The sequence below is a fragment of the Sediminibacterium sp. FW305-C-49 genome, assembly GCF_058231085.1.
Genome location: NZ_JBIQXS010000003.1, coordinates 261,532 through 282,310, shown reverse-complemented (window position 1 = coordinate 282,310; position 20,779 = coordinate 261,532). Strand labels below are relative to the sequence as shown.

Sequence of the window (20,779 nt, the reverse complement as noted above, 5' to 3'; positions counted from 1 at the left end):
GTTCCTTGCTCCGGGTCAAAATCCAGAGCAAGGAACAGAAATGCAAAGAGAGGTTGATGCTATTAGTAAACCGTTCTTCTTTTTCCGCTCTCGAAGTCTTTAAAAATAAAGGCTCCGAGTTTATCTAAGCTGGCAAAGAATGCTTTGCCATTGTTCATTTCTGTAAATTCCTGTACAAACTTTTGCAGGTATGGATCAGAAGCAATCATAAAAGTGGTGATGGGTATCTTCAGTTTCTTACACTGTGCTGCCAGGTTTATACAACGGTTCACCACTTTCCTGTCTAATCCAAAACTGTTTTTATAATAACGACCCCCGATTTTTAAACAGGTGGGTTTACCGTCTGTGATCATAAATATCTGCTTGTTCGGATTTTTTCTTCTTCTCAGTAAATCCATCGCTAGTTCAAGTCCGGCAACGGTATTTGTATGATATGGGCCTACCTGTAAATACGGAAGATCTTTTATTTCTATACTCCATGCGTCGTTTCCAAATACCACAATATCCAATGTGTCTTTGGGGTATTTGGTGGTGATGAGTTCACTGAGTGCCATGGCTACTTTTTTGGCGGGTGTAATCCTGTCTTCGCCATAGAGAATCATGGAGTGAGAAATATCGATCATGAGCACCGTGGAAGTCTGGGTTTTGAAGTCGCTTTCCCTGATCTGCAGATCATCTTCCTGCATGGAAAAACTATCTATGCCCCGGTTGATTTGTGCATTCCGGATACTCTCGGTAAAATCAATTTGTTCGAGCATGTCACCAAACTGGAATGGACGGGTATCAGGATTGATTTCATCTCCCTGTCCGGGTTTAAAAGTCTGGTGGTTACCCTGTTTGCTTTTCTTGAGTTTGCCGAATATCTCTTCCAGGCTTTTCTTGCGGATGGTTTGTTCCGATTTGGCAGTGATATTAAAATTACCACTGGCCGGATCTTCATTGAGGTAACCTTGCTGTTTCAGTTCCTCAATAAAATCGCCCATACCATATTCACTATCGGTAAGCTGGTATTGTTTATCCAGTTCATTCAGCCATTGCAGGGCCTCTCCTGCATCGCCATTGGTATAAGTAAGTAATTGCATAAAAAGGTTAAGCAATTGTTCGAATTTACCCTGACCATGCTCATTGGGATCAAAATGTATGAATCTGTGTCCGATCATGTATATGCAATTTAACAAGTAAAGAGACTGAATGGTTTGCGATTTGCGTAAAAGAAAAGGCCTCCTGAACCGGAGGCCTTTGTTTATAACTGTTGTATGATGGTTATTATTTCTGTGTTGTATCAGCCGCCATCATTTTACCCGGAATCTGCAATTTCGGATTATACATGGTCTGCATTTGTGCAACTGCCTGCAGGTAATTGTCTGCCGCACGTTTTTCCTGCTCCATTCCTTCCGCCTTGCGGCCGGTTAATGAATTGTAGAAACGAATCTGTTGCTCCAGGTCTTTTTTCACCGATGCAGATACTTTAGCAGCCAATGCTGTATCCCCTGCCAGGTAACAGGCTTCTAAGAACACCAGTGAGTTCCTGTTGTGGAGGTTGCCTCTGCTGGTCATCCCGTATGCCATATTGCCTTCATGCATCATGCTGTCTACCTGCTTCAATACCTTACGGGCTTCTTCTTTTCTGTTCTTAGATGCCAGATCCAATGCCAGATCAGCATAAGCCGTACGGATACTGTTAAGGTGTCTGCGGTTTTCTTCATCAAAATAAACGCCTGGAACATTGGCATTACCAAACCTGAATTTATTGGTTACTTTATCCAGCATCCAGTTGGTATTTACCCTGTCGTTTTCTACGGGTACCAGTCTGTAGGTCATGCCATCTCTGCGCAGGAACTGATCCAGCCCTAAACCATCTGTTTGTGGTGCGGTGAAATAAATAGGTCTCTGCCATTTATTGGCGGCTATCACGTTCAATACCGCCAGGTCATTTTTCATCAATGAAGTCTTGGCAATTTCAAAACGCAATTCGCTCACAATACTGTCTGTTGCATTCGCGGTACCATTTTTAATCACAAAATCGCGGTCAACAGGTACAGATAATTTTCTTACCGGATAACTATAATCATTCTGCTCATTGTCTTTACCTACATAGTTTTTCATGAGGTCGTACAGATCATAATACCTGTTCTCCGGAATATTGGGATCCGGTCTGTATTCAATGAAGTCACGTTTACCACCTTCAATCTGCTCAGCAGACCAGATTACATCAATTGGTGCACTTTCATTCACTTTATAACGAAGCTGGTTGATGTACCAGTCGATACCCAATAAGCTGTAGTTGATAACACGTACATCTCTTCTGATGCCTTCCACTTCCTGTGCATACCATAATGGATAGGTATCATTATCACCAAACGTAAACAGGATGGCATTCGGTGCACAGCTTTCGAGGTAATCTTTTGCCAGGTCTGGTGCCAGCACTTTTTTACTACGGTCGTGGTCATCCCATTCCTGTTGTGCCATTAATACAGGCACTGCGAGTAAACAGATCACGGTGGCGAGCATCGCCGATGCACCTGCCTGTTTTACCGCTTTGCTTAACCAGTCTCTTACTTTCAATACACCGATACCAATCCACACAGCAAATGCATAGAAGCTGCCTACATAAGCATAGTCACGCTCACGTGGCTGGTAACCGGGTTGGTTAAGGTATAATACAATAGCAAAACCCGTAAAGAAGAACATCAGGAAATTCACTCCAAAATCGTCTCCACGTTTTTTCAGGTGATAAAACAGACCAATCAGGCCAAGTATCAATGGTAAAGCAAAAAGGGTATTGTTTGCCTTATTGTTCTTCAGACTGTCTGGCATCATACTTTGATCGCCATAAATAAATTTGTCTACCGGAGGAATTCCTGTAATCCAGTTACCATCTCTTACATTACCGGCAAACAGTCCCTGATTATCGTTCTGTTTACCTGCAAAGTTCCACATGAAGTAGCGGAAATACATCCAGTTCATCTGGTATTGGAAGAAGAATTTAATATTGTCTGCCTGGTTCGGCTCACGCTCCCAGCTACCATCGTTCATTCTGTTGATGCCGAGGAAATAAGCATAATAATCAGCATGGTTCTGGTCGTTGCTCATATCCCATACACGAGGGAAAATCATTTTATCGGCAGGAGCGAATGCATATTTTCTGTCTTCACCCAGCTCAATATATTTATCTCTCGCTTTCTGGTAACGCATACCTGTTACTTTCAGGTCAACCGGGCGTGCGGTAAATTTCTGTCCGTATAACAAAGGAAAATCACCATACTGCTCACGACCGAGGTAACCCACCAGACTGATGGGGTTATCTACATTATACATGTCTACAGATGGATTGGCATTACTGCGGATCATGGTGGTTACGTAGGTGCTGTAACCAATCAGCATAAATGTTACACACCATAAACCCAAACGCAGGTATGCCCAGTTTTTACGGGCGGCGTATTTCAATCCATACCATATCAGTACAGCAATAAGTATAAAGAAAAATGCAAAACCAGAGAAGAAAGGCAACCCAAACCCATTGACAAACCAGCGGTCAAATGTTCCTGCAAATTTTACGGTGTATTGAATGACGCCTACCTGTATAGCACCTGTAATTAAACAGGCCAGTATAAAGAAGATGTAGATTCCACCATAAACGTTTTTCTTCTGTTTATTGATCCCTTCCACTAAAAACAGTAATCCAATAGCCACAGCGGTTCCTAAAATCATTAAGCCCGCCAGCGTACTGTCCATGGATGGATTTCTTTCAGTAACATCACTATTGGCCATGATCAATGCACCAATGAAAGCAAGTACGCCACCTATAACGGTTAAACGAAGAAACCATTTACGAATAACCGTATAATTAAAGTTTTCTCTTTTCCTGAAATAATACACCATTACAATGGCAGGGATAGTAAGCAGGTTCAATAAGTGAACGCCGATTGACAATCCCATCATAAAGAAGATAAAGATGATCCAACGATCTGCTCCCGGTTCATCTGCATGGTTCTCCCATTTCAACATAGCCCAGAATACAATGGCGGTAAAGAAGGATGATAAGGCATACACTTCCCCTTCCACTGCACTGTACCAGAATGAATCGCTGAAAGTATAGGCAAGCGCGCCTACCACACCTGCACCCATAATGCTCCAGAGCTGACCACTATTGAGCGTGTCTGTTGTTTTCACGTTTACAATTCGACGTGCAAAATGGGTGATGGTCCAGAAAAGGAACAAGATGGTAAAACCACTTGCCAGTGCACTCATGATGTTCACAGCTTTGGCTGCGGCCATAGGATTATCACCAAATACAACAATGAATAAGCGGCCCAGGATAACAAATAAGGGTGCGCCGGGAGGGTGTGGTATCTGTAACCGGTAACAACTGCTCACAAATTCACCACAATCCCAGAAACTGCCTCCGGGCTCTGCGGTTAAAACATACACGGTACAGGCAATAAAACATACTACCCACCCCACCAGATTATTAATACGGGTAAACTGCATATTGGTTTTGGTTTTTTAAGACTGGCAAACATACCTTATTAATCCTAAAATTGAAAATGGAGGGGGCCGTTTCCTTTTTTTTAAGAAAATGTTATAAAGCAGGGGGTTATATATAGAATTTCCCGGGTGAAAACCGCTTAAATGCGGATATGGCAATACGGATTGTTACCCTCTCCTTTCGTATAAGAAAATCATCGTAATTCCCCATGCTGCCTATCTTCATACAAACAATGAATGATGCTGAAATATGTATTAACTGCCTGTAGCCTGGTTCTGGTATCTTTTATGCCCCTAAAAAAGGAAAAAGTGCTTATGGCCGACCCAGCCCTCTATAAAGAGATCTACCTGGCCGACAGCCTGATGTTTGATGCCCTGAACCGGCAGGACCTAGATGGTATTATGTCGTATTTCGATAAGGATCTCGAATTTTATCACGACAAAGGCGGACTCGATAATTGGGAGCAAACCAAAGTCAAAACAGCTTCATTATTTAGGAATAACAGGAACAATCATTTCAGACGCACCCTGGTGCCGGGTAGTTTGGAAGTGTATCCTGTACCAGGTTATGGTGCCATCGAAAGCTGCCTGCACCGTTTCTGCCATCTTGAAAACGGGAAAGACGACTGTGGTACATTCAAGAATATCATGGTGTGGAAGAAAACCGAGGCGGGATGGAAAGTAACAAGGGTGTTGAGTTATGATCATTGAGTGAGTGAATAGTGAGTAGTCAGTAGTGAGTGAAAAAAACATACTGACTACTGACTACTCACTCACTCACTATTCACTACTCCCCCGAGGCAGCAACTATCCGCTTATGCTGCTCTTTGTTATTGTATGAAGAAAGTATTTGCACTACTGTTGTCACTGTTTCTATTTTACAATGGTTCAGCACAAACAGTCACCAAAAAATGGTCTTTTGCTGTTTTTGGTCAAATCAACGATACACGCTACGATAAAGTAACCCGTCAAAATGGCTGGGGTATGGGGGGCGGTATAAAAGTTGACTACCAATGGAGAAAAAACATCCAGCTATTTTTGGAAGGCAGCTCATTTATTTATGGCGGCACCAAAGAAGCCATCATCATCAACGGAGAATACTATCGGGCTAAAGATGGAGTAGAAACGCTTCATACAGGCATTCAGTATCGTTTATGGGGTCCGGTGAAAATGGCTACCAGTTTTGGCCCGAGCTTTTCTATAGGAAACACCGACCTGGGTTTCAGACAAAGTATTTTACTGGCAGCCAATAAAAAAGAAACTGTTCAGTTCAGGATCAGTTTTGATCATGTTTTTCAGGATGATCATCTTATTAACAGAGATTTTGGTTATGTTGGTTACGCTTTACTGGTGAAATTATTCTGATGCGTTTTTTCAGACATGACCAGTTTACTTCATAGAAAACAGTTCGAAAGAGATTCCCCTTCATCCTTGTTTACAGCTCCAAGTGTTGCAATCAGACTTTAATCATGTAACTCTTATCGTAATATCTGTAATAACCATGGAATTGAATGATTCACCTTTGTGGTTCATTTAATACCACTATACTATTATGATCGATTCTGAAACCTGGGTACCTCTGCCCGGAATACCGAAAACTGGTTATGGCATTTTAAAAGACATTACTACGCCCATTAAAAAAAGATGGCTGGAATGGATTAGCGAAAACAACCTGACCAAGCTGCCTCCCAAAAAAGATCGTCTTACCATACTGGAACAAAGGTTCAATCATCTGCTTTGAACAATAATTGTTACCCACCAATTAAAATTAACTCACCCTATCAATCATAAAAAATGAAACAACATGTATTCGCCTCTCTTTTATCGATTAGTCTTTTGTTTACACTGAATGCCTGCAAAACGGCTGCTGAAAAAGAAGCCGATGCCGAGGTTAAAGTAGAAAACGCCCAGACCAATCTTGAAGACGCCAAACAGGAAACAATTACCGATGCACAGCAACAGGCCAATGATGCCGAATGGAAAATTTTCAAGAACAACGCTGAAACCACCATTGAAAACAATAAAATCAGGATTGCTGAATTACGTGTTAAAATGACCAAATCAGGAAAAACAATGGATGCCGTATATGCTTCCAAAATCGATGCCATGGAATTGCAAAACAAAAACCTGAAAACCAGAATCGATACCTATGACAAGGAAAAAGGAAACTGGTCTTCTTTTAAAACCGAGTTCGGCAAAGACATGGATGAATTAGGTAAAGCGATTGCAGGCTTTGTCACTAAAAAAGATTAACACTTTAAAAAGACAGACAAATGAATATTACTTCTAAACAGCGTTCTATTTTATCCTTGCTCCGTAAGCTGTCTTTGGGAATGATGGCTTTGATTCTTATCCAGGGCTGTTCTAAAAAAATCAATTTTCAGAACTCGGCCGAAGTACCCGCAGCCAGAGGTTATGTGAAAGTAACCAAAGACAATAATAACAATTATATCATTAAACTGGAGCTGTCTAATCTGGCTGAAGTTAAAAGACTTGATCCTCCGAAAGAAAGTTATGTGGTATGGATGGAATCAGAAAACAACCCCGTTAAAAATATAGGCCGGATTAACAGTTCGGGTAGTTTGTTATCAAGACGGTTAACTGTTTCTTTTGAAACCGTTTCATCTATCAAGCCAAACCTGATTTTTATTACAGCAGAGAACGAACCAAATACTTCGTATCCTGTTGGCAAAAAAATGATGACGACTTCCGGCTTCTAAATTGTCTCGTAGTTTTAGTTCTATATGCTTTGCCGTTTATTGGGTGGTCAATAGCGGCAAAGTTTTTTATTGTAGTGTCCAACTGGTTTTTGTAATAAAAGGAATTTTTGATTCAGTTACCATCAGATCCTGCATGGCTAATAGTTGCACGCACCAACAATCCGGGCATTATACATGATCGTATATTCAACTGTTTGCTGAAACAAACCTGCGTAAAGCAACTAATGAGGCCTGTTAAACAATATCAGAAAGCAACTACCCTGTCCCTCCCTGCTTTCCGCTGTAATTACGCCTCCAATACCTGATAACAATTCTTTACAAAGCATCAATCCCATTCCTGTCCCTTTTTCGCGGTTGGTACCATAGGTGGTTTTCGCCTTGAAGGTAAAAAGACTTTTTAATTGTACTTCCGACATCCCCATACCGCTGTCTTTTACTTCAACCAAATAGGCCCCTTCTTTTATTTCTTCTTTTATTTCAATACTGCCGTTGGATGGAGTAAACTTGATGGCATTCTGAATAACATTCCTGAAAACCAGTTCCATTATTCTTTGATTGCCGGAAATAATTTGTGTGGATGCAGGTTTGACCCGGTGAATATGAATTTGCTTTTTTGCAGCCTGTTTTTCCAGTAATACCAGTACACGGTCGATCGTGGCTGAAATATTTACCTGCTCCCATTGGGTTTCCTGCAAATATTGTAATCTCGACCATTCCAGCAGGTTCTCCAGCATTTCGATGGTTCCATCTACACTTTCCTGTAACTGCAAGCGCAACTGTTCAGACTCCGACTCATTGAGCGCGTCTTTGTGTTCCATCAGATCGAGGTAACCACGTATCAGCATCAATGGCCCTCGTACATCATGACCTATGATGGAAAATAGTTTATTCTTTTGCTCATCAATTTTTTCCAGTTGCTGTTTTTGCTGTGCATTGATTTCAGCCCTGTCTGTCGCCAGTTTTCGTTCGCGTGTATAATTAAACTTGATATAACTCGTAATACCATAAATAACCAATAAGCTACAGCAATAGGAAAAACTGATATCCGCAAAAAATACGGCCCTGTTTTCATAGGTAATATCAATAAAGCCGGGATTGTTGTATTCCAACCAGAGTAAAATAATTACCATTAGCAGGTTGATCAACATCCACAGCCGGTTCAATTTGTCGGGCGATACAGCCAGTACTATCATGGCAGCAAGCAGAAACAACAAGAGTGTAGGCCCCTGCACACCGGAATTGAGGTAATAATTCAAAGCCAGGAATCCATATCCATTTAAAGCAAATAATACGATAGCGATATTCGTTTTCTGTTTATAACGCGACAGAAAAAAAGCCAGCAACTGGCAGGCCAAAGCAAAGAGTAAATAAAGACCTATTCCTGTTAGACCGATCATCAGATCGAAAATGGAAGAGATCAGCAATATGGGCACCAGGATCAATAGAATGGCATGAAATATCCGCTGTTCCAGGGAAAACTGTTCGGCAGAACCAATCCATCTGTTCCAGATATGTTTCTTAACAAGGACAAGCATGTTTAAATATCAGCACTTGATTTCTTCTAAGTTATTAAACAAAATGCGTTTGGCCATCAATCAATGGATGAACGATTGAATGAGGAAAATTTCCATGTAGAAATAATCACAAAAAATTGATTATCAAACATTTGAAAACAAATTCCATTCTTGGTGAATCCTGTCTGTTCAGTATGCTCAATTCGGTATTCCTTAGTACCTTTGCAGCCCATGAGTCAGAAACGTAGCGTTGCATTTCACACATTAGGCTGTAAACTGAATTTTTCAGAAACTTCCACACTGTCCAGAATGATGGAGCAGGAAGGTTTTGAGAAAAAGCATTTTGATGAAACAGCAGATGTATATGTAATCAATACCTGCTCTGTTACCGATAATGCTGATAAAGAATGTCGCCAATTGGTGCGACGTATACAAAGACGCAGTCCCGAAAGTTTTGTGGTGATCACCGGTTGTTATGCACAGTTAAAACCCAAAGAAATAGCTGAGATACCCGGCGTTGATCTGGTATTGGGTGCCGCTGAGAAATTTAATATTGCCCAACACATCAGCGAATTATCAAAAGGTGATCCTGCTCGTATCTGTAGTTGTGATATTGATGAAGTGAGTGGTTTCAATGCTTCTTTCTCTCAGAACGACCGCACCCGTACTTTCCTGAAAGTGCAGGACGGTTGTGACTATAACTGTTCTTTCTGCACCATTCCCATGGCCCGTGGAAAAAGCAGGAGCGACAGTATTGAAAATGTACTGAAGCATGCCCGCCAACTGGCTGCAGATGGCGTCAAAGAAATTGTACTGACGGGTGTAAACCTCGGCGATTTTGGCAAAGGGCCTGATGGCGGCAGACACGAGGAAGACTTTTTCGGATTGGTCCAGGAACTGGATAAAGTGACTGGCATTGAGCGTTATCGGATTTCTTCCATTGAACCCAATTTATTGACCAACGACATTATTGCTTTTGTTGCCAACAGCGATAAATTCATGCCGCATTTTCATATCCCTTTACAAAGTGGAAGCAATGAAATACTGGGTTTGATGCGTCGCCGGTATAAAAGAGAACTCTATGCAGAAAGGGTGCAGCTCATCAAAACGCTGATGCCTCATTGTGCCATTGGTGTAGATGTGATTGTAGGTTTTCCGGGTGAAACAGATGCGCATTTCAAAGAGACTTTTGATTTTCTGCATGCACTCGATATTTCTTACTTACATGTGTTTACTTATTCAGAACGCGATCATACCAAAGCGCTGGATATAGAGCCTGTAGTGCCTATTCAGATACGTCATGAAAGAAACAAAACACTCCGCAATCTTTCTTACATGAAAATGCAATACTTCACAGAGCAGCATAGCGGACAAACCAGAAAAGTATTATTTGAAGCTTTCGAAAAGAATGGCATGATGGAAGGCTATTCAGATAACTATATCCGCATTACAACGCCATACAGGAAAGAGTGGGCGAATGAAGTGGTGGAATGGCAGTTATAAGCTACAAGTTACAAGCCTCAAGCTGCAAGTGGTTAGTGAAAGTATTCTATTACATCAAATACTTGTAGCTTGAGGCTTGCAGCTTGTAGCTTTACATTACTGACAAATACTCCGCGGGAAACTCTACCACCATCACCTGCCCCAGGCTCTCTAGTTTTACATAGACTTTTTTCTTCCCTCCTCTGATGACGGTTCCTTCATTACCCATAAATACGCCATGTTTTACTTTGATCTTCATTTCATTCTGGAAACCTTCTTCAGAGAGAATGCTGATACTTGCTTCTTTTTCAGCCAGGTATTTTTTGATGGTATCTACTTCATCATCTTTAATAACGGCGGGCTTGCCGAGATAATGTACAAAATTGAGTACCCCGTCTGTCATCAGCACTTTTGTTCTTTCATCGGGCGCAATTCGAACGAATACATAGGATTTAAAAAGCGGGTCTTCTATTATTTTTTTCCGGTCGCTCCACTGGCGTTCCACTTTCTGAAGCGGACACCAGCTTTCAATACCTTTTCGGATCAGTACCGAATCTATTTTCTTCTCCCATCTGGGTTTTGTATACAGGGCGTACCATTTCTTTTCAGGCTCCATCTCTCACGTAGTTTAAACTAAAAACAACAGGCGACTCCCATGGAATCGCCTGCAAACTTACTATAATTCAGTTAATCTCTAATTCACTGCCGCTGTGGCTTTGGTAATTTCCGTAGCCAGACCTCCCAGCACTTTGATGGTTTCACCAATATGCATATCTGTTTTAAGGGAACGAAGCCATGCCTGGTAACGCTCTCCTTTATTTTTGTCGGGGTTGTTGAAAAACTTATCCTTGTCTACTTCTGCAGGTGTTACATTCATTTCCTGCCCTAACCTTAATAAAGTAGTATTCTGGTTGACAGTTGATCTGATTCTTTTTTGTAAATCGCGGTATTTGTTGATATTCAGACTTGCCGGCTCATCATTGAGTTTTGATAACCACACCAGGTTATCTTTTAAAAGATTGAGGGAAGCATTTTGTTTTACCCGCTCATTTTCGGCCTGTATAACTAGATCATGTCCATAATCTTTGTGCCAGGTAAGATAAGTAGCTTTATTAATCTGATCCCAGGGCAAAGCATTGGGTACATCTTTTTCCCTGATCTTGAGATACTCATAAGAATCTGGCAATACGATATCCGGTTCAATTCCCTTTAACTGTGTAGACCCTCCATTGATGCGGTAGAACATCTGGAAAGTAAGTTTTACAGCACCCATATCCGTTCTGCCGCTGTTCATATCAACCACATTACCAAAAGGCACTGTTTTCTGCACTGTTCCTTTACCATAAGTGGATGTGCTGCCAATGACCACTCCCCTTCTGTAATCCTGGATGGCTCCTGCAAAAATTTCACTGGCCGATGCACTGAGTTCATTTACCAGTACCGCTAATGGCCCATCGTATAATGTTCCGGGACGCTGGTCGCCATACACATTTGCTTTCCCGTCTCTGTCGCGCACCTGTACCACAGGGCCCTGGTTAATAAAGAGGCCTACCATTTGTATTACTTCATACAATGATCCGCCGCCGTTATTACGAAGATCCATCACAAGACCCTGGATATTTTCTTTTTTGAGTTTTACGATTTCCTTAGCCACATCTTCTGAACAACGATTACCATTTTCACGCTCGTAATCGGCATAAAATTCAGGTAACCATATATATCCAATTTTTTTACCACCCTCCTGTACCACTGCGCTGCGTGCAAAAGTTTCGTCGAGTACAATTTCATCACGCTGCATGGTTATCACTTTAATGGTACCATCCGATTTTTTTACCGTGAGTCTTACCTCTGTTCCTTTATTACCCCTGATTAGCTTAACTACATCTTCGGTTGCAAAGCCGGCCACATCTACAGGTTCGGCAGCACCCTGTGCCACTTTCAATACCACATCATTCACGGCCAGTTCACCTGATTTCCAAGCGGCACCTCCTGGCTGAACGGATGCAATCTTTACACCAAAATCATCTTCGGTAAGTTGTGCGCCAATTCCATAAAAGCGGCCACTCATCTGCTCATCAAAAGATCTTTTTTCTACCGGTGCAAAATAATCGGTATGCGGATCCATGAGGCTGGTTACAGAGTTGATAAATGTATTGAAGCGCTGTTCTTCTTTTACCGTATTCTTGATCCTGTCGAAGCGTTTATTCATGGCTTTCAGTACCACCGCTCTTGCTTCAGCCTCCAGTTCTGCATCTGTCTTCACCTGAAAATCTTTTTTATTTTTATTCTGCTCTCTTTGCTCCTGCAGGTCTACATATCTTTCGAGTGTGTAATATTTCAACAGTTTTCTCCAACGATCTTTTTGTTCTGCTTCAGTAGCAGCATAAGGCAGTTTTGATCCATCAAGCATGGCAGTTTCTTCTTTTGTAAAATCGAAAGGCTGTGCAAGTATGTCTTTATACAATGCCGTTACCTCTGCCAGTCTTTTTTCATAAATAACTCCGACAGCAGGTGCAAAACGAATATCAGCACCTTTAATCTCATCATCTAAAGTGAGTTCATATTTCTGTAATGCATTGATATCTGACTGAAGGAAAAAACTTTTGTCCCCATCGAGTTCATCCAGGAATTTCTGGAAGAGTTTTTTGGAGAAATCGTTGTTGATATTTTTTGGACTGTAATGTTGCGATTCCAGTAAAGAACCGACTGCCGACAATAAGCGTTGTCTTTGCGATAAAACCGTATCAGTTCCACCAGCAGTATACCTGAAAGCGAAAAACAACCCGCCGAATAATACTACGGCGAGGAGAAGTAACCCTTTTCTACTCTTCATAAAATCCTTGATTTTTTGCATGTTACTCTTCAAAAATAACTGAAAAGCCTGATCAGTGATCCAGAGTTTTCACCAATTAACAAAGGTTTTGATGAACGGGTGACGGAAAAAAAACAGTCGATTCTTATGTGAAAAATGTTCAATTACCCCTATTTTTGCACTCCAATAAAACGGAGAGCGTAGCTCAGTTGGTTAGAGCGTCAGTTTGTGGCACTGAAGGCCGTGGGTTCGAGACCCATCGTTCTCCCTGGTAAAACCTATAAGCTGACACCTTATAGGTTTTTAAATTTTTATACATGAGCTATTCTTTCATCCTAATCCCCCTTATTTCTGCGTTTATCGGTTGGTTTACCAACTGGATTGCAATTAAGATGCTGTTCCACCCACGCGAGCCACGTAAAATACTGGGCTTTACTTTCCAGGGCATTTTCCCCAAAAGACAACAACAGTTTGCCGAAAAACTGGGTAAACTGGTGAGTGAGGAACTGCTTTCTTTTACTGATATCGAAAAAAAGATCACGAGCCCCAAAAATATCCAGCAACTGATGCCGGTGGTGGAAGAGCATATTGACCAGTTTTTGCGCAAAAAACTGGCCGATGAAATGCCTATTATCAGCATGTTTATCGGTGAAAACACGATTCAGCAACTGAAATCGGTTTTCATGAAAGAGCTGGAAACCCTTTTCCCCGTGATTATGCAGCGATACATGGGCAACCTGCAACAGGAACTCGATCTGGAACGCATTGTTATTGATAAAGTAGCTGGGTTTTCCACCGATAAGCTCGAAAGTATTCTGGTTTCCATTATGGCAAAAGAGTTTCGCTTTATTGAGATATTGGGCGGTATTCTTGGCTTCATTATTGGTTTGTTACAGGTATTCATCACCTTAATCGCCTAGTACACCGAATTAAACAACGATATCACCGACAAGTCATCCTTTAAGGGGTATACTGCTTCAAACTTTACCCATTTAAAATTGTCATACTACCGTCTGTGTAATGAAAAATAACATACAGAAACAACGTTGCAACTTTGCATTAGTATAATTCAACATAAAAACATGAGTAAATTATTGACAAGTTTGGTTCTTCTTCTTCTTTCATCTACCCTTTTTGCACAGTTTCCTGCTGGTGGCAGAATGGGTGGTGCCGGTGCCGCCAATATGAATATGGGGCATTTTTATGGTAAGATTGTTGACAGCAAAACCAACAAAGGTATTGAGGGTGTTACCGTGCAAATTACCGGTAACCGTTTTGATACAGTGGCTAAAAAAATGGTTCAGGCTGTTTTAAATACCCAGATTACCCGTGCCAACGGTGATTTCAGCTTTGATAACCTGCCTATATTTGGCGATTTTAAACTGAAATTCAGCGCTTTAGGTTATGCGGCACTGGAAAAAACCGTGTCTTTTGGCATTAAAATGCCAGCCCGCAGTGAAGGCGGACAAACAGGCGGTGGTGGTATGCAGCAAATGGCTGGTATGACCGACAAAGACCTGGGCAATATAAAAATGGAGCCGGATGCTACCGATCTGGGTAACGTTACTGTTACTTCTACAGCCAAACCCCAGTTTGAAATGGGTATTGACAGAAAGATCTTTAATGTAGATAAAAACCTGGTGAGTGCCGGTCAGACAGCTACGGAGATCATGAAAAACATTCCTGCTTTGAATGTGGATGTTGATGGTAATGTAACCCTGAGAAATGCTTCTCCTACGATCTTTATTGATGGTCGTCCTACCACCGTTACCCTCGATCAGCTTCCTGCTGATATTATAGAGCGTGTGGAACTGATTACCAACCCTTCTGCTAAATTTGATGCATCAGGTGGTAATGCAGGTATACTGAACATTGTGTTGAAGAAAAATAAAAAGACAGGTTATAACGGTGGTATCAGAACGGGTATCGACTCACGTGGTCGTATCAACCTGGGTGGTGATATCAATATCCGTCAGAATAAAATAAATGCTTTCCTGAGCGCCAACTTTAACCAGCGTAAATCTATCTCTAATAACTATACAGACAGAACTAACCTGTTTACAACACCCAGCAATGTAAAAACAACCGGGAAAGGTGTAAACGAAGGTTATTTTGGTTTCTTCCGTGGTGGATTTGATTTCCTGGTTGACAACAGGAATACCATTTCTGTAGCTGCCAACTATAACAAAGGGCAGTTTGATAATGTGAACACCCAAAAAGTTGACTCTACTGTACAGAATACTTTTACCTCTTATAACCAGATTCAGAATAATAGTCGCAGCAATTTTGAAAACTTTGGTACACAATTGAGTTATAAACACAATTTTGCACGTAATGGAGAAAATATCTCTGCGGATGTTAACTTCAACTCCAGCAAAAACGACAATAACGCTTACACTGGTACCAGTACTTACAGAGCAGACAACAGTATTAAGTTCCCTGCGTTATTACAACAAACAACAGGTAGCGGAACCAATAAGTTTTATACTTTCCAGACCGACTACGAGAACCCGTTAAGTGATGACAGTAAACTGGAAGTAGGTGCCCGTGCAGCTATTCGTGATTTCGGCAACACGAGTAACCAGTTCAGATACGATTATAATACAAGTAAATACACCTTGGTTCCTGCAATCAGCAACAGATACAAATTTAACGACCAGGTATTTGCCGCTTATGCTACTTACAGCTTTAAAGTAAAGAAATTCAGCTACCAGTTAGGTCTGCGTGCTGAGAGTTCTAACTATACAGGTACATTGTTAAAAACAACTGGTGCTGACTCTTCGCAATTCAAAGTGAGTTTCCCTTTGAGCCTGTTCCCTAGTGCATTTATTACATATAAAGTAAGTGACAAAGTAGATTTACAACTGAACTACTCACGTCGTGTAAACAGACCTAATTTCTTCCAGCTAATGCCTTTCCCTGATTATTCTGATCCACAAAACATCAACATAGGTAATGCGGGACTGAAACCTGAGTTTACCAATTCATTTGAAGTTTCTTACAACAACGCTTATAAGCGCGGTGCCAACTTTTTGGTAACTGCTTTCTTCAAATACAGCACCAATCTGATTACACGTTATTCGTATACCGGCAAAAATGAGTTGAATCCAACTGATACCATGCCTGTATTCTACAACTCATACATTAATGCCGATAACAGCATCACTTATGGTCTTGAGCTGAGCAATAAAATGCCGGTTACCAAATGGTGGGATCTGACACTGAGTGCAAACTTATTCAGTGCAAAAATCAATGCTACCATTCCTGGTCAGAACATCAACAATGATGCACGTGTAAGCTGGTTCGCTAAAATGAACAGCAGTTTTAAATTAACCAAAACGCTTTCTGTACAATTCAGCGGCGATTACCAGGCTAAAACCGTATTACCTCCAGGTGGCGGTGGTGGTGGACGTGGTGGTGGGCCAGGTGGTGGCGGTGGTGGCATGATGTGGGGTGGTGGCATGCAGGGTACTGCACAGGGCTACAACCTTCCACGTTATGGATTTGACATTGCCATCCGTAAAGAATGGACATGGAAAAATGGTAAAAGTGGCTCTTTGACACTGGCGATGAACGATGTTTTCCGTACACAATTATTTGAATCTTATTCTGAAAGCAACCTGTTTACACAGACCAGCCAGCGCAGAAGAGATCCGCAAGTATTACGTCTGAACTTCAACTTCCGCTTTGGTAAGTTTGATGCTACCCTCTTCAAGCGTAAAAACAACAAAGCTGATCAAGGTGGTGGAATGGATATGGTTCAACAGTAGGAGAACAGAAGAATAAGGAATAAGAAAATGTCCAAGTAGATAACTACTTGGACATTTTTAATTTCTGCAACTTAAAAAAGGTCCTAAGGACTCACTTGGAGAATCAGAAAAATGATTCATCAAATCACTTCCTGATTCCTTATTCGATATTTCTTATTAATCAGTTTTCCTCTCCTACCTGTTTTTCCCTGTCAGCATCGGCACAAAAGAAAACTCTTCAAATGCTTCTTCCTGCAGGGTTCCATCTTCGAGTTTGGTGATGCGGAGCATTCGTTGGTTTTCACCTTCATCTACTGGTAATACCATCATCCCTCCTGTTTTGAGTTGTGCCACTAATTTAGGTGGTATGAACGGAGCGGCGGCAGTAATTAATATTTTATCATAGGGCTGAAAGGCAGGTAATCCTTCAAAACCATCTCCAAAAAAAAATTTCAGATTGGGGTAGCGTGACTTGAATACAAATGAACTATGCTGATCGTATAATTTTTTCTGACGCTCTATCGTGTATACTTTGGCGCCCATTTCTGCCAGTACAGACGACTGGTAGATACTTCCCGTACCAATCTCCAATACCTTTTCCAGTTTTTTTACCTTGAGTAATTGGGTCTGATAGGCAACTGTATACGGCTGTGAAATAGTTTGACCTTCCCCGATGGGGAAAGCCCGGTCTTCGTAAGCAATTTTATCAAAGGCTGAATCCAGAAAAAAATGGCGGGGAATGTTATTCATGGCTTCCAGCACCGCTTCGTCTGTAATACCTTTTTCCCGCAGTAACTGAATCAACTGCCGCCGGAGTCCTTTATGCTGATAAGTATCGTCGAATTTTGGTTTCATAAGCAGGTACGAATATAATCTTTCCCTTTTGGCTTACTTAAGAATTCAATAAACTGTGAAAAGAATTTAATCCAGCATAAATTACCCACATATTTATGTGAGCGCAAATGCCTTTTAAGTAAATATGCTGCCATTACTCAAAACATTCCTTTTCTATAATGACTGTTCCCCGAACCTTGCTAAAAATTAGTTTATGAAGCAATTAGCCGGCATATGTGTTCTTTTGTTTTTGTTCATTGCGTGCAAAAAAGAGGAAGCTATCCCCTCAGCAACACCTTTACCCGTGAGTTTTAAGGCCATCGTATCAGGAACGGAGAAAACATTCACCGATCAGCTCATTTGCAAATCAGAACGTGTAGTGGAGGGAGGTAACCACCTATTGAGTATTCTTGGCAGTCATAAAATCAGCGCAGACAGCTTCACCCAGGTTCGTTTTACCATATTGGATTTTACCCGCGATGGTATTACAGAAAACAAAACCTTTGCACTCAATACCAATTTTACCGGTCATTTTGTAGAGTGGAAAGATCTGGTAAATTCAACACATGGCAAATATCATTTCTTCCAGAGCGGGCAGTTGAAAATTACTAAAATCGGAGCTGACTATGTAAGTGGTCAGTTTCAGTTTACGTATTTCACTTTTGATCACTATGGTAATAAAACCGGAGAACACACTGTTAGTGACGGAGAATTCAAAAATTTGAAGATTAATAGAGTGAATTAAACATTCGATAAAAAGAAAAAAGCCTTCCGGTACTGAACCGGAAGGCTTTTTTTATTGCAATTTCATGTCAGCAATAATCCGTTTGACTTTATCCTGTAAAGCTGCATATTGCTCATCGAATGAAGCTTTATCTTTCAGGGTAGTGTTTACGCTGAAATAGAATTTTATTTTGGGCTCAGTCCCTGACGGACGTGCAGATATCTTACTTCCATCTTCCGTAATAAATTGCAAGACATTACTCTTTGGCAATTGTATTTTCCAGTGTTCACCTGTAATCAGGTTCTTCCCTGTCTGCAACTCATAATCTAATAATTCAACCACTTTCGCTCCATCAATCGTAGCTGGTGGTTGCTGGCGATAGCTTTCCATCATGGCAGCTATTTCTTTCTGCCCGTTCATGCCTTTTTTGGTAATACTGATGAGGTTCTCATAATAAAATCCATACTGCATATACAGTTCAATCATTTTATCGAACAGTGTTCTTCCTTTTGCTTTTTCGTAAGCTGCCATTTCGCACATGAGGGCTACGGCACTTACCGCATCTTTATCACGGATCCTGTCGCCAATCATCAAACCAAAACTTTCTTCTCCTCCTATTACATAGTTTTCTTTCCCTTCTTTTTCTTTAATCAGTTCAGCAATCCATTTAAACCCTGTTAATACATTGTAACAGGCCACATTATTCTGTTTGGCCACCTGGTTAATCATTTGCGTGGTTACAATGGTGGAAATCACCATATCATTGGGCGTTGCTATTCCTTTTGCTTTCCTGGCTTCAATCATATAAGCAAATGCCAGTACGGCCGTCTGGTTGCCATTCATCAGCACCCATTCTCCTTTATGGTTCTTTACACCGATTCCCACCCGGTCGGCATCAGGATCTGTGCCCAATAAAATATCAGCATCCAGTGTTTTGGCTTTTTGCAAACCGATACTCATGGTTTCGCTTTCTTCGGGGTTGGGATATACTACCGTAGGAAAATTGCCATCAGGTGTTGCCTGTTCTTCTACCACGGTCACGTTGGTAAACCCAAAAGTTTTCAATACCTGCGGCACCAGGGTGATGCCGGTTCCATGAATGGGGGTATACACAATTTTAAGATCATGCTGCTGCGCAATTACATCGGGGTAAACACTTAACTGCTTCACCATATCGATGTAAGCCTGATCCATTGCTGCACCCAATAATGTAATATTTGCTTCCCCACCATCCCATTTCACTTCATCTACACTGGTAATGGCTTCCACTTCCTTGATGACATTTTTATCGTGGGGTGGCACCAGTTGCCCACCATCATTCCAGTATGCTTTATACCCATTGTATTCCTTGGGATTATGTGAAGCGGTACAAACCACCCCACCCTGACAGCCCAGGTGCCTGATGGCATAACTCAGTTCAGGTGTTGGTCTCAATGCTTCAAACAGAAACACTTTGATGCCATTGGCTGCAAAAACATTGGCCGTGGTTTCTGCAAAAAAACGACTGTTGTTACGGCTATCGTGACCAATGGCCACTTTTATTTCTTTGTCTGTATATGTTTTTTTCAGGTAATTGGCAAACCCTTGTGTGGCCATGCCAATGGTATATTTATTCACCCGGTTGGTTCCTATTCCCATGATACCACGCAAGCCACCCGTTCCAAATTCCAGGTTTCTGTAAAATGCATCGGCCAGTTCATCAGGCTGGGCTGACTGCATTTTGCGGATAGCATCTTTTGTAGCTGTATCATAATTTCCATTGAGCCAGCTATTCACTTTTTCCAATATGGCAGCATCCATAATTAATCAATTTTATAATTGTGTGGATTGAATATAATAAGTTTTGGGAATTTTTGTTCATTTTACCAGCAAAGCCATCATGTAATAAATATGCTATGAAATATATGCCCCTTCAATCTGACCGTCTTTTACCTCTACCTGAATATGATCCTGAATAGTGGTTGCCACTGACAAACCCACAAAATCTGGTTTCACCGGAAAAAGTTTATGCATACGTTCCACCAGCACCAGTGTCTGAATGGATTTTGGATGAAATTGCAGTAAAGGCTTTAATGCATATAGCAGGGTTTTACCACTATTGGTTACATCATCTGCAATAACTACATGAAAGCCATTCAGGTCAGCAGATATGCTTACTTCAACTTCACGCGGCATCGATTTATCAAGCGTCAATGAAGCAGTCTGTATATCATTGGTAATATACTGCCGGAGAAAGCTGGCAATCTGTTCCGCAATCACTGTACCGCTGTTACGAATACCAAATATTAAAACAGGCGTAAGGTCACCATTGAGTTGTTCTGCCAGTTCAAGGGCCATCCGGTGTAATTTCCGGGCTGATGTCGTTTTATCGAGGATATAATTACGTTCAGACATGGATCGGGTTTATACATCAAATGTAACAACAATAAAAGCAATCAACAATCATCAGTGTAAAC

At 41.3% G+C, this 20,779-nt stretch carries 17 protein-coding genes and 1 tRNA gene; 10 read left to right on the top strand and 8 right to left on the bottom strand.

Translation table 11 applies throughout. The features are described from left to right. Positions 1–62: 62 nt before the first annotated feature. Together ACH3Z1_RS15335 and ACH3Z1_RS15330 are read right to left on the bottom strand one after the other, a co-directional pair. Entirely contained in the window at positions 63–1,160 is a 1,098-nt protein-coding gene (locus tag ACH3Z1_RS15335; RefSeq protein ID WP_490822868.1) for a vWA domain-containing protein, read from the bottom strand. A 106-nt stretch (positions 1,161–1,266) separates the two neighbouring features. Further along, positions 1,267–4,491, bottom strand: a complete 3,225-nt coding sequence (locus tag ACH3Z1_RS15330; RefSeq protein WP_490822867.1) for a glycosyltransferase family 117 protein — start codon at positions 4,489–4,491, stop codon at positions 1,267–1,269. A gap of 312 nt (positions 4,492–4,803) precedes the next feature. Here ACH3Z1_RS15330 and ACH3Z1_RS15325 point away from each other — a divergent pair, with 312 nt between their 5' ends. The 5 genes from ACH3Z1_RS15325 to ACH3Z1_RS15305 all read left to right on the top strand — a co-directional run bounded on the left by ACH3Z1_RS15325 (position 4,804) and on the right by ACH3Z1_RS15305 (position 7,208). Then, positions 4,804–5,199, top strand: coding sequence for a nuclear transport factor 2 family protein (locus ACH3Z1_RS15325; RefSeq protein WP_490822865.1), 396 nt, complete (start codon positions 4,804–4,806; stop codon positions 5,197–5,199). Between the two features lie 126 nt (positions 5,200–5,325). Beyond that, positions 5,326–5,853, top strand: a complete 528-nt coding sequence (locus tag ACH3Z1_RS15320) for a hypothetical protein (protein WP_490822863.1) — start codon at positions 5,326–5,328, stop codon at positions 5,851–5,853. 187 nt (positions 5,854–6,040) lie between these two features. Then, complete coding sequence (locus ACH3Z1_RS15315) at positions 6,041–6,229, top strand: hypothetical protein (protein ID WP_490822861.1); 189 nt, start codon at positions 6,041–6,043, stop codon at positions 6,227–6,229. A 53-nt stretch (positions 6,230–6,282) separates the two neighbouring features. Next, the gene (locus tag ACH3Z1_RS15310) at positions 6,283–6,741 is read left to right on the top strand and encodes a hypothetical protein (protein ID WP_490822860.1); all 459 of its coding nucleotides are present in this window, start codon (positions 6,283–6,285) and stop codon (positions 6,739–6,741) included. 20 nt (positions 6,742–6,761) lie between these two features. After that, complete coding sequence (locus ACH3Z1_RS15305; protein WP_490822859.1) at positions 6,762–7,208, top strand: hypothetical protein; 447 nt, start codon at positions 6,762–6,764, stop codon at positions 7,206–7,208. A 221-nt stretch (positions 7,209–7,429) separates the two neighbouring features. On the opposite strand, the gene ACH3Z1_RS15300 is transcribed toward ACH3Z1_RS15305, so the two are convergent. After that, entirely contained in the window at positions 7,430–8,743 is a 1,314-nt protein-coding gene (locus ACH3Z1_RS15300; protein ID WP_490822858.1) for a sensor histidine kinase, read from the bottom strand. 210 nt (positions 8,744–8,953) lie between these two features. Between ACH3Z1_RS15300 and mtaB the strand changes: the two genes are divergently transcribed. After that, entirely contained in the window at positions 8,954–10,225 is a 1,272-nt protein-coding gene (mtaB, locus tag ACH3Z1_RS15295) for a tRNA (N(6)-L-threonylcarbamoyladenosine(37)-C(2))-methylthiotransferase MtaB (RefSeq protein WP_490822857.1), read from the top strand. Between the two features lie 91 nt (positions 10,226–10,316). Here mtaB and ACH3Z1_RS15290 read toward each other — a convergent pair whose 3' ends face one another. Together ACH3Z1_RS15290 and ACH3Z1_RS15285 are read right to left on the bottom strand one after the other, a co-directional pair. Further along, positions 10,317–10,820 (bottom strand): UpxY family transcription antiterminator, encoded by a 504-nt coding sequence (locus ACH3Z1_RS15290; RefSeq protein WP_490822855.1) that lies wholly within the window; start codon positions 10,818–10,820, stop codon positions 10,317–10,319. A 78-nt stretch (positions 10,821–10,898) separates the two neighbouring features. Next, positions 10,899–13,037: a carboxy terminal-processing peptidase gene (locus tag ACH3Z1_RS15285; protein ID WP_490822853.1), complete on the bottom strand. Its 2,139-nt coding sequence runs from the start codon at positions 13,035–13,037 to the stop codon at positions 10,899–10,901. Between the two features lie 173 nt (positions 13,038–13,210). On the opposite strand from ACH3Z1_RS15285, the gene ACH3Z1_RS15280 reads away from it, so the two are divergent. From ACH3Z1_RS15280 to ACH3Z1_RS15270, 3 genes are all read left to right on the top strand, one after another. Continuing rightward, positions 13,211–13,284 (top strand) — tRNA-His (locus ACH3Z1_RS15280). Positions 13,285–13,333: 49 nt separating this feature from the next. Beyond that, positions 13,334–13,936, top strand: coding sequence for a DUF445 domain-containing protein (locus tag ACH3Z1_RS15275; RefSeq protein WP_490822852.1), 603 nt, complete (start codon positions 13,334–13,336; stop codon positions 13,934–13,936). A 162-nt stretch (positions 13,937–14,098) separates the two neighbouring features. Further along, positions 14,099–16,786, top strand: coding sequence for a TonB-dependent receptor (locus ACH3Z1_RS15270; protein WP_490822851.1), 2,688 nt, complete (start codon positions 14,099–14,101; stop codon positions 16,784–16,786). Positions 16,787–16,960: 174 nt separating this feature from the next. On the opposite strand, the gene ACH3Z1_RS15265 is transcribed toward ACH3Z1_RS15270, so the two are convergent. Further along, positions 16,961–17,620 carry a protein-L-isoaspartate(D-aspartate) O-methyltransferase gene (locus ACH3Z1_RS15265; RefSeq protein WP_490822850.1) on the bottom strand — a complete coding sequence of 220 codons (660 nt, stop codon included), beginning with the start codon at positions 17,618–17,620 and terminating at the stop codon, positions 16,961–16,963. Positions 17,621–17,813: 193 nt separating this feature from the next. Between ACH3Z1_RS15265 and ACH3Z1_RS15260 the strand changes: the two genes are divergently transcribed. After that, positions 17,814–18,344 carry a hypothetical protein gene (locus ACH3Z1_RS15260; RefSeq protein ID WP_490822849.1) on the top strand — a complete coding sequence of 177 codons (531 nt, stop codon included), beginning with the start codon at positions 17,814–17,816 and terminating at the stop codon, positions 18,342–18,344. 51 nt (positions 18,345–18,395) lie between these two features. On the opposite strand, the gene ACH3Z1_RS15255 is transcribed toward ACH3Z1_RS15260, so the two are convergent. Beyond that, on the bottom strand, positions 18,396–20,123 hold the full coding sequence (locus tag ACH3Z1_RS15255) for a phospho-sugar mutase (RefSeq protein WP_490822848.1): 1,728 nt from the start codon (positions 20,121–20,123) through the stop codon (positions 18,396–18,398). A 93-nt stretch (positions 20,124–20,216) separates the two neighbouring features. Further along, positions 20,217–20,717 carry a phosphoribosyltransferase family protein gene (locus ACH3Z1_RS15250; protein ID WP_490822847.1) on the bottom strand — a complete coding sequence of 167 codons (501 nt, stop codon included), beginning with the start codon at positions 20,715–20,717 and terminating at the stop codon, positions 20,217–20,219. Positions 20,718–20,779 lie beyond the last annotated feature (62 nt).